General features: G+C 72.6%; 6 protein-coding genes. All 6 read right to left on the bottom strand.

Features of this window, described 5'->3' with window-relative positions; genetic code table 11:
- Positions 1 to 36: 36 nt before the first annotated feature.
- The 6 genes from ABZ953_RS30070 to ABZ953_RS30095 are packed head-to-tail and all read right to left on the bottom strand — an operon-like array spanning position 37 to position 14,795.
- Positions 37 to 11,982: an SDR family NAD(P)-dependent oxidoreductase gene (locus ABZ953_RS30070; protein WP_361730241.1), complete on the bottom strand. Its 11,946-nt coding sequence runs from the start codon at positions 11,980 to 11,982 to the stop codon at positions 37 to 39.
- 46 nt (positions 11,983 to 12,028) lie between these two features.
- A complete protein-coding gene (locus tag ABZ953_RS30075; RefSeq protein WP_361730243.1) occupies positions 12,029 to 12,475 on the bottom strand; it encodes an ester cyclase in 447 nt (148 codons plus the stop codon).
- Positions 12,438 to 13,346, bottom strand: coding sequence for an MBL fold metallo-hydrolase (locus tag ABZ953_RS30080; protein ID WP_361730246.1), 909 nt, complete (start codon positions 13,344 to 13,346; stop codon positions 12,438 to 12,440). Before ABZ953_RS30080 ends, ABZ953_RS30075 begins: the two co-directional genes overlap by 38 nt.
- On the bottom strand, positions 13,343 to 13,732 hold the full coding sequence (locus tag ABZ953_RS30085; RefSeq protein ID WP_361730249.1) for a nuclear transport factor 2 family protein: 390 nt from the start codon (positions 13,730 to 13,732) through the stop codon (positions 13,343 to 13,345). The genes ABZ953_RS30080 and ABZ953_RS30085 overlap by 4 nt, the downstream gene beginning before the upstream one ends.
- Positions 13,729 to 14,070: an antibiotic biosynthesis monooxygenase gene (locus ABZ953_RS30090; protein WP_361730252.1), complete on the bottom strand. Its 342-nt coding sequence runs from the start codon at positions 14,068 to 14,070 to the stop codon at positions 13,729 to 13,731. Before ABZ953_RS30090 ends, ABZ953_RS30085 begins: the two co-directional genes overlap by 4 nt.
- Complete coding sequence (locus ABZ953_RS30095) at positions 14,067 to 14,795, bottom strand: cupin domain-containing protein (protein ID WP_361730255.1); 729 nt, start codon at positions 14,793 to 14,795, stop codon at positions 14,067 to 14,069. Before ABZ953_RS30095 ends, ABZ953_RS30090 begins: the two co-directional genes overlap by 4 nt.
- Positions 14,796 to 14,883 lie beyond the last annotated feature (88 nt).

Here is a 14,883-nt window from a genome sequence, read left to right on the forward strand (position 1 = left end):
GTGGCACCGGGATCGGGACCGTTCGTATCCGGTCGGTCATCGGGGGCCGTCCTCGCCCAGCGCGACCGCGATCAGCCTGTCGACGTCCATCGTGTCGATCGACTCCTTCTGCACCGGCCGCACATCGGGCACCGGCGGGACGAGGGTTTGGTGGATGTGGTCGGTGAGCGCCGCGGGAGTCGGGTAGTCGAACACCGCGGTGGCGGGCAGCGGCACATCGGTCAGCGGTGCGAGGGCGTTGCGCAGTTCGATCGCGGCGAGCGAGTCGACCCCCAGCTCACGGAAGCTGCGGTGCGCGTCGAGCGGCCGCCCTTCGGCGTGGCCGAGCAGCGCCACCAGCTTGTGGCTCACCAGGTCAAGTACCCGTTGGCGCTGATCATCCGGGTCGAGACCAGCGAGCTCGCGCCGCAGCACCCGCGCGTCGTCCTGGCGGACCGGCCGGGCGGGCGCGCCCAGTGTCACCGCGGCCACCTGCGCCCGCGGAGCGGTCAGGGCGGCGTCGAACATCGCCAGGCCTTCGGACTCGGGGATCGCCGCGAGCCCCCGGTCGCGCAGCCGCGCCAGATCCGCCTCGCGCAGGTGCTCCGTCATCCCGGGCTGCCCCGCCCACAGCCCCCAGGCGAGGGAGACCGCGGGCAGGCCGCCGGCCCTGCGATGCGCGGCAAGGCCGTCCAGGAAGGCGTTCGCCGCGGCGTAGTTGGCCTGTCCCGCGGAACCGAGCGTGCCGGCCACCGAGGAGAACAGCACGAACGCGGTGAGGTCGAGATCGCGCGTCGCCTCGTGCAGATGCCACGCGGCGCCCGCCTTCGCCGCCAGCACGGCGTCCAGCCGCCGCGGTGTCAGCGACTCCAGTACCCCGTCGTCGAGCACACCGGCCGCGTGCACCACCGCGGTCAGCCCGCGGGTCACTAGCTCGGCCACCGCGGCCGGGTCGGCCACATCGCAGGCCACGATCTCGACACTCGCGCCGAGCCCGGCCAACTCCGCCCGTAGCGCGGGAGCTTGGGGTGCGGCAGCCCCGCGCCTGCTCGCCAGCACCAGCCGTCTCACCCCGTGCGCACGCACCAGATGCCTGGCGAACAGCGCACCGAGACCGCCGGTGCCGCCGGTGATCAGCACCGTGCTCCGGGGCCCGAACGGGGCCGTTTCCGCCGCGGGTTCCGCCAGCGGGGCCAGGTGGGCCTCGTGTGCCACCCCCGACCGGATCACCAGTTGTGACCGCCCCGTCGCCAGGACCGCGGTGAGGTCCGGTTCGCCGTCGGTGTCCACCAGTACGAAGCGGCCGGGCTGTTCGGCCTGCGCGGAGCGGACCAGGCCCCACACGGCCGCGCCGGCCAGGTCGGGCACGTCCTCACCCGGCAGCCCGACCGCGCCACGGGTCACGATCACCAGGCGCTGTTCCGGCGATGCGGTCAGCGCGCCGAGCACCGTCCGCGTCGCCGCGTGCACCGCCGCCACCGGGTCCCCACCGGCGCCGGAGAACCCGTCGAGCACCGCGACGTCGTCGTGGGATCCGGCGGGGGGAGCGGCCGCGGCGGGCAGCGGGGACCAGGCCAGTTCGTGCAGGCGGCCGGCCGACGCGGACATCGGCCGCAGCCGCACCGATGCGGCGGTGAGCACCGGCCGGCCGGCCCCGTCGTACGCCGCGACCGACATGCCGTCCGGACCCGCGGGGGAGAGCCGGACCCGCAGGCTCTCCGCCCCGGCCCGGTGCAGCACGATGTTCTGCCAGGCGAAGGGGACGTCCGTACCGCTACGGCCGGTGCCCACGAGCCACGCCTGCAGCGCCGCGTCCAGCAGGGCCGGGTGCAGGCCGTAGCCCGCCGCGTCGAGGCCCGCCGAGACCTCGGCGAGCAAGTCGTCGCCGTCGCGCCACATCGCCCGCAGCCCTCGGAAGGCCGGACCGTAGTCGAGTCCCTGGTGCGCCAGCCGGTCGTACGCACCGTTCAGGTCGATCGGCACCGCGCGGGCAGGTGGCCAGACACCCTGGTGCGGCAGGGCCCCTTGCTCCGCCGTGGTCACCGATGCTCTGGCGTGCACCACCCAGGGCGCCGCCGGTTCGTCGGTACGGGCGGACACCACGACCTCACCGGTCGGCTGGACGACCACCTGGACGGACGCCCGGCCCTGCTCGGACAGCACCAACGGAGCCTGTATCACCAGTTCGCGCACCAGGTCCGCCCGGACCTCGGCGCCGGCGCGCAGCGCCAGTTCGGCGAAGAAGGTGCCGGGTGCGAGCACCGAGCCCCCCACCGCGTGGTCGGCGAGCCAGCCGGGCGACTTCCGGGAGACCGTGCCGGACAGAATCACCGTGCCGCTGTCCGGCAGCTCCAGCCGGGCCGCAAGGACGGGGTGGTCGGTCGCGACGAACCCCAGACCCGCCCCGGCAGCGGGCGGTTCGGGCCGCAGCCAGAAGTGCTGCCGGTCGAACGCGTAGGTGGGCAGCTCCGTGAAGGGGCCGGACGGGTCACCGAACACCGCCCGCAGATCCACGGGCAGTCCCTGCCTGAACAGCTCGCCGAGTGCGGGAAGCAGGGCGGCCAACTCGGGCCGGTCGCCGCGCAGCAGCGGCAGCGCGGTCACCTTGCCGGACAAGCTCTGCGCCACCAGTGCGGTCAGCGCCCGCCCCGGCCCGATCTCGACGAAGGTCCGCGCGCCGTGCCGCTCCAGGGCCCTCACACAGGGCAGGAACTGTACGGTCCGCCTGGCGTGCCGCAGCCAGTAGGCGGCCGAACCCAGCTCGCTGTCGGTGGCCGGTTCGCCGGTGACGTTGGACATGATCGGGATCGTCGGCGGGTGGTAGGTGACGTCCCGGGCCACGGCGGCGAACTCGTCGAGCAGACCGTCAAGTCCGGCGGAGTGGAAGGCGTGCCGGTTGCGCAGCTTGATCACTCGCCACCCGCGGGCACGAGCGCGTCCGGCGACCCGCTCGACCGCGTCCGGCTCCCCGGAGACGACCGTGGCGTCCGGCGTGTTCAGGGCGGCGATCGACACGCCGGGCTCGAGGACGCCCTCGACCGCGTCGGCACCGGCCCGGATCTGCACCATGAGGCCGGGCGGCAGGGCGCTCATGGCGCGGCCCCGCGCGGTGATCAGCCGGGCGGCGTCGGGCAGCGACAGGACTCCGGCCACGTGCGCCGCCGCCAGTTCACCGAAGGAATGGCCGAGCAGGTAGTCCGGTCGCAGCCCGAAGGACGTGACGAGCCGGAACAGGGCGACTTCGACGGCGAACAGGGCGGGCTGGGTGAACTCGGTCCTGTCCAGCAGGGCGGTCGCGTCCCGCGTGCCCTTCTCGGCGAACAGCAGGTCCGCCAGCGGCCGGTCCAGGTGGGCGTCGAGCTCCGCGAGCACCTCGTCCAGTGCGGCGGCGAACACCGGGAACTCGGCGTACAGCGCCGCACCCATGGCCGCGTACTGGCTACCGTGCCCGGGGAACAGGAACACGACGGGTCCGGTCGCCGGAGCGCCCGGCTCGGCGTCGGCGACCGTGGCCAGCCGGTCGAGCAGCTCGGCGCGGTCCGCGCCGGTGACGACCGCCCGGTGCGGGAACCGCGACCGTGTCGCCACCAGCGCCGAGGCCACGGCCGCCGGGTCGAGGTGCTCGTCCGCCCGCGCGTACTCCAGCAACCGGGCGGCCTGGCCGCGCAGCGCCGATGGGGTGCGCGCGGACAACGCCCAGGTCTGCACCGGCCAGTTCCGGTCCGTGGCAGCCTCTTCCGGCTGCCCGGGAGCCTGCTCGAGGATCACGTGGGCGTTGGTCCCGGAGATGCCGAACGCCGACACCGCCGCCCGGCGGGGCCGTCCGGTCCGCGGCCAGTCGACCGGCTCCGTCGCCAGGGCGACGGTCCCGTCCGACCAGTCCACCGCGGCCGTCGGCGGGTCGGCGTGCAGCGTCGGGGCGACGACGCCCCGGTCGAGCGCGCCGACCATCTTGATCACGCCGGCCATGCCCGCCGCGGCCTGGGTGTGGCCGAGGTTCGACTTGACCGATCCGAGCAGCAACGGCCGGTCGGTGGGCCTGTCCCGGCCGTAGGTCGCAAGGATCGCCTCCGCTTCGATGGGATCGCCCAGCACCGTGCCGGTCCCGTGCGCCTCAAGGACGTCGACGTCCGCGCCTGCCAGGCCGGCGCCGGCCAGGGCCGCCCGGATCACGCGCTGCTGGGACGGGCCGTTCGGCGCGGTCAGCCCGTTGGAGGCGCCGTCCTGGTTCACCGCGCTGCCCCGTACCACCGCGAGCACCCGGTGCCCGCGCTCCCGGGCCAGGGACAGCCGCTCCAGGACCAGGACGCCCGCACCCTCGCTCCAGCCGGTCCCGTCCGCCGCGGCACCGAACGACTTGCACCGCCCGTCGGCCGAGAGACCGCCCTGCTTGGCGAACTCCGCGAAGACCCTCGGCGTGGCCATCACCGTGGCCGCACCGACCAGGGCCAAGTCGCAGTCGTCGGCCCGCAGTGCCCGCGCCGCCAGGTGCACCGCGACCAGCGACGACGAGCAGGCCGTGTCCACGGTGACGGCAGGCCCCTCAAGGCCGAGCGCGTACGCGACGCGACCGGAGGCGACACTGCCCTGACTGCCGACCAGCCGGTAGCCTTCCACCCCGGCCGCGGCGTCATCGACGCCCGAGCCGTACTCCTGAGCCATGATTCCGGCGAACACGCCGGTCCGGCTGCCGGCCAGTGACTCCGGGGCGATGCCGGCCCGCTCCACCGCTTCCCAGCACACTTCGAGCAGCAACCGCTGCTGCGGGTCCATCGCGGCCGCCTCGTACGCGTTGATGCCGAAGAACGCGGCGTCGAAAGCACCCGCGTCGGCGAGGAAGCCGCCCTGCCGCAGGGACGGATCGCCCGTCCGCCAGCCGCGGTCGGCCGGGACATCACCGATCACCTCCCGGCCGCTGACCACGGTCTCCCACAGGTCCGCGGGCGATTCGATGCCTCCGGGGAACCGACAGCCCATGCCCACCACGACGATCGGGTCGGTGTCGTCCACCGCCGCGGGCCTCTCCCGCGGGCGCTCCGTGTGCCCGGAGGCCCGGTCGCGCAGGTAGTCGGCCAGCGCGGCAGGCGTGGGGTAGTCGAAGACCACGGCCGCGGGCAGGGACATCGCGGTGGCCGTCCTGAGCCGGTTGCGCAGTTCGACGGAGAGCAGCGAGTCGAAGCCGAGGTCCCGGAAGTTGCGGTCGGGGTCGATCTCCTCGCCGTCACGCCCCAGCACGACGGCGGTCTCGGTGCGCGTCAGCGCGAGCAGGTCCGTGTGCGCGGGCGGGGCGGCGGGCGCGGCCTGCGGCCGGGACGGCACCAGGCCCCGCAGCACCGCGGGCAGTTCGCCGAGCTCCGCCGAGGCAAGGAGCGCCGCGCGGTCGACCGGCATCGCCACCACGTGCGGCCGTGGGCCCACGAGGGCGGAGTCGAACAGGGCAAGCCCGGCGTCGACCGGCAGTTCCACCAGGCCGCGCCGCCTGAGCCGGACGATGTCCGCGTCGCGCAACTGCCCGGCCATGCCCGTGGTGTGGTCCCACAGCCCCCAGCCGATGGACAGCGTGGGCAGCCCGCGCTCGTGCCGCAGGGCCGCGAGCGCGTCGAGGAAGGCGTTGGCCGCCGCGTAGTTGGCCTGCCCCGCACCGCCGCACACACCGAGCACCGAGGAGAACAGGACGAGGGCGGCACCGGTCCGTTCGGTGGCCTCGTGCAGGTACCACGCGGCATCGGCCTTGGGGGACAGCACGGTGTCCATGCGGTCCGGGGTCAGCGAGTCGAGTACGCCGTCGTCGAGCAGACCGGCCGCGTGGATCACCGTGGTCACTTCCGGCGTAACGAGGGCGGCGAGCGCGGCGGAGTCGGTGACATCGCACGACACCACCCGGGCGCTCGCCCCGAGTTCGGCCAGCTCCGCGACCAGTTCTCCGGCGCCGGGCGCGTCCGGGCCCCGCCGGGACACGAGTACCAGCTGCCGCACACCGTGCCGCGTCACCAGGTGGCGGGCCAGGGCCGAGCCGAGTCCACCGGTACCGCCGGTGATCAGGGCCGGGCCGGTCGGATCGAAGTCGTCCGAGGCCGGGGCCGAGGCCGGTACCGGCGCCAGTCGGGCCGCGTGCGGCACACCGGAGCGCATCAGCACCTGGGGTTCGCCGCTCGCCACGACGGCGGCGACGTCGAGGTCCGCATCCGTGTCCACCAGCACGAACCGGCCGGGTGCTTCGACCTGTGCCGCGCGCACCAGACCCCACACCGCGGCGGCGGCCGGATCGGGCGCTCCCGCGCCGGCCGGGCCCACCGCGCCACGGGCGACGACCAGCAGGACGCGGTCGGCCGTCCGGTCGTCGGCGAGCCAGTCCTGGAGTGCCTTGAGCATCCGGTGGGTGGCGGCGTGGGTCCGGGCGACCGTGTCCGGCCCTGCCTCCTCCGGCCCTGCCTCCTCCGGCCCGGCGCCCGCCCCGGAAACGCCGTCGATCACCACGACGTCCGGGATCGGCGCCGTCGGGTCCAGGCCCTCCCAGTCCCCGGCAGACACCGGGGCCCCGCCCTGCCGGGCCAGCGGGAGCCAGGTCAGTTCCAGCAGGCGGTGGGCGGCGGACCGGCCGGCCCGGGAGATCGCCGCCTGCTGCCCGGCCGACAGGTGGCGCAGCACGATCGACCCGGCCGTGCACACCGGCCGGCCCGACTCGTCGTAGGCCACCAGGGATATCTCGTCCCGCCCACCGGGGGTGATCACGACCCGCAGGGCAGTGGCTCCGGCGGCTTCGGCCGCGAACAGCCGGACGCCCGCCCAGGAGAACGGCAGCGCCACGCCGCGCCCGGCGATGGTGGGAAGTGCCGCGTGCAACGCCGCGTCGAGCAGCGCCGGGTGCAGGCCGAACCCGGCCGGGTCGGTCGCATCGGGCAGCACGACCTCGGCGAACACCTCGTCGCCCCTGCGCCACATCGCGCGCAGACCACGGAACGCCGGTCCATATCCGTAGCCGTGCTCGGCCAGCCGCGGATAGACACCGTCCAGGTCCACCGCGGTCGCCTCGGTGGGCGGCCACGCGTCGAGGTACGGCGGCTCGGCCGGTTCCTCGGCGGCCAGTTCGCCGCGCGCGTGCGTCACCCACTCGCCGTCGGTGCGGGAATGGATCGTGACCTCGCCGTCGTCCAGAACCACCCGGACGTCCACGCCGCCCTGCTCCGGCAGTACGAGCGGGGTCTGGATCACCAGCTCCCGCAGGAGCGCGCGGCCGGTCTCGGCGCCCGCGCGCAGGGCCAGTTCGACGAACGCCGTGGCCGGCAGCAGCGTCACGCCCGCGGCCGTGTGATCAGCAAGCCAGCCGTGCGTGGCGAGCGACAACCGTCCGGTCAGCAGCGTGGTGCCCGTCTCCGGCAGCTCGGCCACGGCGCCGACCAACGGGTGGTGCGCGACGCTCAGGCCCAGTCCGGTCACGTCCGTGCGCGGCTTCGGCTCCAGCCAGAACCGCTTGCGGTCGAACGCGTACGTGGGCAGCGGCACCAGGGGGGCAGCGCCGAACGCCGAGTCCCAGGCCACCTCACCGCCGCGCACGTACCGCTGCGCGGCGGAGGTGAGCAACCGGGCAGGACCGCCCTCGCCGCGGCGCAGCGAGCCGGTCACGGTGACCGTGCGACCCTCCTGCTCCGCGGCCTGTTCGATGTGGATACCCAGAGCCGTGTGCGGGGCGCACTCCACGAAGTGCGTGAACCCGTCGGCGAGCAGGGCCTCGACGGACCGGTGGAAGGCCACCGGCCGGCGGCAGTTCCGGTACCAGTACGCGGGCGTCAGCTCCTCGCCCGCGATGGCCGCACCGGTGACCGTCGAGTAGATCGGCACCGAGGCCCCCGAAGGGCGGACGAACGAGGCCAGCTCGGCGAACGGTTCCTCCAGCGGTTCGACGAAGGGGGAGTGCGAGGCGCGCGGCGCCACGGTACGGGCCCGCAGACCGGTCCCGCGCAGGGCGGTGACGAACTCGGCCAGCGTGTCCTGCGACCCGGCCACGGTCGTCCCGTTGGGACCGCTGACGCCCGCTATCGTCAGGCCGGGAAGCAGCCGCTGCGCCACGACGCCCGCCGGCGCGGCGACCGAGACGATCGCACCGGAGAGCCGCTCGGCCATCAGCTTCGAACGGACCACGATGAGCCGGCACGCGTCGTCGAGCGAGAGCGCACCGGCGACGTGGGCGGCCGCGATCTCTCCCTGCGACGTGCCCACGACGGCGTCGGGCCGCACCCCGAGCGCACGCCACTGCGCGGCCAGCGACACCAGTACCGCGAACAGGGTGGGATGCACGATGTCGACGCGCGACAGCCAGGAGCCGTCATCGGTCTCCCGGACCGTGTCCAGCAGCGACCAGTCCACCAGCGGATCGATGATTCGCGCGCAGTCGGCCATCCGCGCGGCGAACGCCGGGGCGGATTCGAGGAGTTCGGCGGCCATCCCCAGCCACTCGACGCCCTGCCCGGGGAAGACGAACGCGGTCTTTCCCCGGTTCTCTTCGGCCTGGCCGTAGGTCACGTTGTCGGCGGGCAGGCCCGCGGCCACCGCCGACAGCCCGGCGGTCAGTGCGGCGGAGTCCGTGCCGACGATGACGGCACGGTGCGCGAACCGCGACCGCGCGGTCGCCAGTGACCGGCCGACGCTCGCGGCGTCCTGCTCGGCGGCAGGAACGAGCAACCGCTGTGCCTGACCGCGCAGCGCGTCCGCGCTCTTCGCCGAGAGGACCCAGGGCACGGCGGGCCAGGGCGGCGCGCCGGGGGACGGGCGGGGCGGGGGAGGGGCTTGTTCGAGGATGACGTGTGCGTTGGTTCCGGAGATGCCGAAGGAGGACACCGCGGCGCGGCGTGGTCGTGTGGTGTCGGGCCAGTTCTGTGGGGTTGTGGCCAGTCGCACGGCGCCGGTGGACCAGTTGATGTGCGGGCTGGGGGTGTGGGCGTGCAGGGTGGCGGGGACGGTGCCGTGGCGCATGGCGGCGACCATTTTGATGAGTCCCGCGATGCCCGCGGCGGCCTGGGCGTGTCCGATGTTGGATTTGAGTGATCCCAGGAGTGCCGGGCGGTTGGCGGGGCGGTGCTGTCCGTAGGTGGCCAGGAGCGCGTGCGCTTCGATGGGGTCTCCGAGGACGGTGCCGGTGCCGTGGGCTTCGATGACGTCGACGTCCGCGGTGGTGAGGCGGGCGTTGGCGAGTGCGGCGTGGATGACGCGCTGTTGTGCGGGGCCGTTGGGCGCGGTCAGCCCGTTGGAGGCGCCGTCCTGGTTGACCGCGCTGCCGCGTACGAGTGCCAGCACTCGGTGTCCGTGGCGTCGGGCGTCGGAGAGGCGTTCCAGTACGACGATGCCGGCGCCCTCGGCCCAGGCGGTGCCGTCGGCCGTGGCGGCGAAGGATTTGCATCGCGCGTCGGGTGACAGTCCGCGCTGCCGGGCCAGGTCGAGGAAGACGCGTGGGGTGGCCATGACGGTCGCGCCGCCGGCCAGGGCGAGGTCCGACTCGTGCGAGCGCAGGGACTGGCAGGCCAGGTGCAGTGCGACCAGGGACGAAGAGCAGGCCGTGTCGATGGTCACGGCGGGTCCCTCCAGACCCAGGGTGTACGCCACCCGCCCGGAGGCCACAGCCGACAGGCCTCCGGTGATCCGGTAGCCCTCGACGGATTCGCTGGAGTCCCAGCCGTACATGCCCAGAAACGTGCCGGTCGCACTGCCGGCCAGGGTCTGCGGGTCGACGCCCGCGTTCTCCAGTGCCTCCCAGGTGACTTCGAGCATCAGCCGCTGCTGCGGGTCCATCGCGAGCGCCTCGCTGGGGCTGATGCCGAAGAACGCGGCATCGAACCCCGCTATGTCGGTGAGGAACCCGCCCTCGCGGACGTACGTCGTGCCCGCGTGGTCCGGATCGGGGTCGTAGAGCGCGTCCAGATCCCATCCGCGATCGGTGGGGAACCCGGAGATCACGTCGCGGCCCCCGACCGCGATCTCCCACAGGTCGTCCGCCGAGGCGACGCCGCCGGGAAGACGGCAGCCGATGCCCACGATGGCGACCGGATCGTCGTCGGCGGCCGGTGCGGTCGGGGCCGGCCGCGGGTGGTCGTCGGCAGGCAGGTCGTGCGCCGAGCGGCTGTCGGCGTCGGGGGAGGCAAGGTGCGCGGCCAGCGCGGCCGGTGTGGGGTAGTCGAAGACCGCCGTCGCGTCGACCTGCTTGCCCGTCGCCGCGGAGAGACGTTCCGCCAGTTCGATCGCGTGCAGCGAACTGAAGCCGAGGTCCTGGAAACTGTGCTCGTACGGCACGGCGTCGGCGTCGTGGTGGCCCAGTTGGGCGGCGATCTCGGCGCGCACTACCTCGATCAGCGCGTCGTCGGAGGCAGGCGGTGCCGCGTCGGCGGGCCGACCGGTGTCGACGGCGGTCCGGTCGAACGCGTAGGTGGGCAGATCCACCGGGCGCGCCCCGCTGCCGGTGAAGACGGCGGACCAGTCGGCCTCGCCGCCGGAGACGAAATCGTGCGCCGTCGCCGACAACGGGGAAGTGGCCGCCCCGACCACGGCCGGCACGTCACCGTCGGTCAACTCTCGCAGGCCGGACTCCAGTTCGGCGCGGTCGCGGCCGAACACGACCGCGCGGACCGGGAACTGCGTCCGGGTGGTGGCCAGCGAGAAACCGATGTCCACCGGCTCGGCTCCGGCGCTCAGGGCGAGCAGCCGCCGGGCCTGCCCGCGCAGGGAGTCCCGGGTCTTCGCCGACAGCACCCACGGCACCACCGCGGGGCGCGACGTCGCGGGCGGACCCGTGACCGAGGCCGGGGGTGCCTCGGTGAGCACCACGTGGCAGTTGGTGCCACCGAGGCCGAACGAACTGACGCCTGCCACAGCCGGTCCGTCCGGCCACCGCAGGGTCCGCGTGTTCACCCGGAGGTTGAGGTCTGCCAGCGGGATGGCGGGGTTGGGCTCCACGAAGTGCAGACTCGCGGGAACCTGCTGGTTCTGCAGGCTCAGTACGGTCTTGAGCAGGCCGGCGATCCCGGCCGCGGCGTCCAGGTGGCCGATGTTCGTCTTGACGGACCCGACGAGCAGCGGAGCCGTCCGGTGCGCGGCGGTGCCCAGCGCGGCGCCGAGACCGGCCGCCTCGACCGGGTCGCCGACGGCGGTCCCGGTTCCGTGCAGCTCGACGTACTGGACCGTGCCGGGGTCGATCCCGGCACGGTCGTACGCCCGTGAGAGCAGGGCCTGTTGCGCCGCAGCGCTGGGTACCGTCAGCCCGTTCGTGTGTCCGTCGTTGTTCACCGCGCTGCCGGCGATGACCGCGGCGATCCGGTCACCGTCGGCCAGCGCGTCGGACAGCCGCTTCAGCACGACGAGGCCGCCTCCTTCGCCGCGCACGAAACCGTTGGCCCGGCTGTCGAACACGTGACATCGGCCATCGGGGGACAGCACGCCCATCTCGGCCAGACCATCGAGGGGTTCCGTACTCACCATCAGGCTGGCGCCGCCCGCGATGGCCAGATCGCACTCACCGCTGCGCAGCGACTGCACGGCCAGGTGCACCGCGACCAGCGACGAGGACTGTCCCGTGTCCACGGTGAGGCTCGGACCGCGCAGGCCCAGGGAGTGGGACAGGCGGTTGGCCACCATGGCGCGCTGCTGTCCGGCGAAGGTGTGGTGATCGGGTGTGGCCGTCGGCGTGCGCTCCCCCGGCGCCGACACGAACACGCCGGTCTCCGTCCCGGCCAGCCGTGCCGCACTCAGCCGGGCATGCTCCAGCGACTCCCAGCCCAACTCCAGTATCAGCCGCTGGTGCGGGTCCATCGCGGCGGCTTCCGCCGGGAAGATGCCGAAGAAGCCCGCGTCGAAACCGCGGATGTCGTCGAGGAATGCACCACGGCGCCCGGTCGCCCGGCCCGGGGGCGGATCGGTGACCGCGTCGGTACCCGAACACAGCAGCTGCCAGAACTCTGCCGGGCCGGCTGCCCGGGGCAGCCGGGCGGCCATGCCGATGATCGCGTACCCGTCTGTCATGATGCATCTCCTCGACGAAGGTCCGAATACCGACGCGGGGTACCGGTCAGGAAACGGCGGCGGCCCGGCGGAACGCGGAGGTGTCGGGCGGCGGCATCTTGCCGAGCTGGGTCAGCAGGACGTGCAGGTCGTTGCAGGCCCAGTGCTCGCTCACCCGGCCGTCACGGACCCGGGCGATGTGCATCTCGTGCCAGCTGATGGTGCGGCCGGTCGGCTCCACGCCGAACACCGTGCCCGTGTGCGTGCCGGTCAGCCGGACGTGCTGGATGACGAAGTCGCCGTCCTCGAAATCGCGGATGATCTCCGCCTTCAGGTCCGGGAAGCCCTGTCGCTCGACCCGGATCACCGACTTGACGCCCTCGCGGCTGGTGTCCATTCCGGGCGGCGCGTTGTGGTTGACGAAGTCCTCGGTCATGAGCTCGTCGAGGACCTCGGGCTTGCCCTGAGAGAAGCCCTCAGTGAGAATGCGGCGAATCTTGATCTTGTCGGACACGGTGTTCTCCTTGGAAGGGTCGTCCGGATATCTCGGCGAGAGCTACCTGGATGTTCACGAGAGTTCGTGCTGGTTCGAGCCAGCCCGCTGCCGGACCCGGATCGAACCGGGCCCATACCGTTTCCGCAGAGAGCTGTTCGGCATCTGCCAGCCGGGCGGCGGCGAGCACCCGGTCGAAGTAGTCGGCCAGTTCACGCAGGGCTTCGATCCCGGCAGGTCTGCCATGACCGGGCAGGATCACCTTGGGGTTCAGCGCGATCAGCTGGTCGAGTGCCGTGCGCCAGCGGCCTACCCGCCCGTGCACGGCCAGCGGTGTCACCCCCGCGAAGCAGAGGTCGCCGGTGACCAGCACCTGTGCGGCAGGCAGCCACACGGCGAGGTCGGCCGCCGAATGACTGTCGGTGAACTCGAGCACGCGTGCCGTCTCGGGCAGTGCGTGTTCGATGCCGACGGGAGACATCGGTTCGGCGGCCCTGCTCTCCCAGTCCGCGAGCCGCGCCGCGAACCGGGGCATCACCTTGGCGAGCAGCGCGGGGAGGCCGGGCTCGTCGAGCATCCTGCGCATCCCCGTCGCGGTGCGCGGGTGGGTGACGATCGGCACCCCGTCGAACAGGACGTTCCCGCCGATGTGGTCGGTGTGGATGTGCGTGTTGACGACCAGCTCCGCCGCGCGGCCCCGGCGGCTGAGCGCCGTCACGATGTCGGCCGCCATCTCCGGGAGCAGCATCGTGTCGATCACGGTGGTCGGTTCGCCGAGGAGCAGCACGCTGTTCGACAGGCCGGCGCCGCCGTCGCCGTTGACCACGGCGACCACGCCGTCCGCGACCTCGATCTCCTGGCGTACGGGGGTACTGACCGGCACGGCGGTCACGCCCGGAGTGCGAGGATCTGCTGGACCAGGCCGGTGCGGTCGAGCATGGCGTGCCAGGACACGATGCGGCCGGCCTCGGCGCGGACGGTCTCTACGACGTTCCAGGTCAGCCGCTTGTCGGTGCCCTTCGGTATGCCGGACATCGTGAGTTCGGCCGAGAGCGCGCTGCCGTCCGCGGACTCGATGATCCCGTCGACCCGGCGCTCCAGCTCCTGGTACAGGCCGTGCTGTTGCACGAACATCTCGCCCAGCCGCGCGGCGCCCGTCTTGCCCTGGCTGGCGGTGCGGATCTCCAGTTCGGCGTCGCACAGCTCCGCGACCGCGGCAGGGCTGCCCGCATCGACAGTCGCGTACACGGCCTCCCAGAGTTCCCTCGCGGTCTTCATCCTCGCTCCTCCCCGTCGCCGGACACGATCCAGTCGACCTGGTAGACGTGGACGTCCACGTCGTCGGCGTATTTGTGCAGTTCCAGAATCAGTGCGCGCCCTGCCTCGCTGCGGATGTGTTCCTGAAAGGCCGCAAGCTCGCTCCACTGGGCGTAGTTGGTGACCCGGCTGCCATCGAGGCTGCAGTGCACATTCGCCGAGATGAACCCGGGCATGTGGCGGATGATGTCGTCGGTCTCCTTGCGGATCGCGACGGACAGCGCGTGCTGGTTCTCCGGCTTGCAGTGGAAGACATTGATGTAGGTCATCAGGCCTTGTTCGGCGGAAATGGTGCTCATGGCCGCGCCATCGCCGTCTCGGCGACCACGGTGAAACTGCGGAACTCCGGATCGGAGTAGCACGCCCGCATCGGCTGGACCAGTTCCTTGTGCTCCGTCGACTTCTCCCAGGCGAAGAACTCGTCGATGGATTTCCATTCGCTGGTGATCAGCCACCTTTCCGAGCTTTCGGACGCCTGGCAGATCTGGTCGCGGATGTGCCCCGGGGTCTTCGCGACGTTGAACCTGACCTTCTCGTAGGCGGCCAGGAAGTCCTCCCGCTTCTCCTCGGGCACCGTCACCGTGAACAGGATGCGGGCCGTGCCCGCCGCGGCACCGGCGTTCGTGGACTGCGGTTCGCCGAGGACTTCGGTGTCCACGTGCGCCAGCGACGGGTCCGGTGCGAGGGGGCCGATGTGGAAGACGGTCAGCGACTCGGTCGTTCCCACATTGCGCAACCGGTGCCGCTTGCCGATGGGCACGTACATGCCGTCACCGGCCCCCAGCTTCCAGTTCTCCTCCTCGGTTTCGAGTGCCAGGTCGCCGTTGATGACGAACAGGAACTCCTCGGAGTACGGGTGGAAATGCTCCACCACGTATTCGCCGGGCTGGAGGACGACCGTTCCCATATAACCGGAGCGGCTGCCCACTGAACCGGGATGGAGCACCATGCGCAGCTGGCCGCCACGGGCCCGATAGGGCTCTATTTCGGCGGCATGAATTCGACTCGCCCGTGAATTGCTCATGGGCTCATCATCTCTGTGGTCCTTTGGACTCACATCGGAAGTAGCCCGCGAAAATACACGGAAAACCCGCAGTCGGCCGCGGAAGTTC

The sequence above is a fragment of the Streptomyces sp. NPDC046465 genome, assembly GCF_040646035.1.
Lineage (GTDB): Bacteria > Actinomycetota > Actinomycetes > Streptomycetales > Streptomycetaceae > Streptomyces.

Bases quoted from the DNA above. Each gene is read 5' to 3' on its own strand.
- ABZ953_RS30070 (WP_361730241.1), bottom strand. From the start codon at position 11,982: ATGACAGACGGGTACGCGATCATCGGCATGGCCGCCCGGCTGCCCCGG.
- ABZ953_RS30085 (WP_361730249.1), bottom strand. From the start codon at position 13,732: ATGAAGACCGCGAGGGAACTCTGGGAGGCCGTGTACGCGACTGTCGAT.
- ABZ953_RS30090 (WP_361730252.1), bottom strand. From the start codon at position 14,070: ATGAGCACCATTTCCGCCGAACAAGGCCTGATGACCTACATCAATGTC.
- ABZ953_RS30095 (WP_361730255.1), bottom strand. From the start codon at position 14,795: ATGAGCAATTCACGGGCGAGTCGAATTCATGCCGCCGAAATAGAGCCC.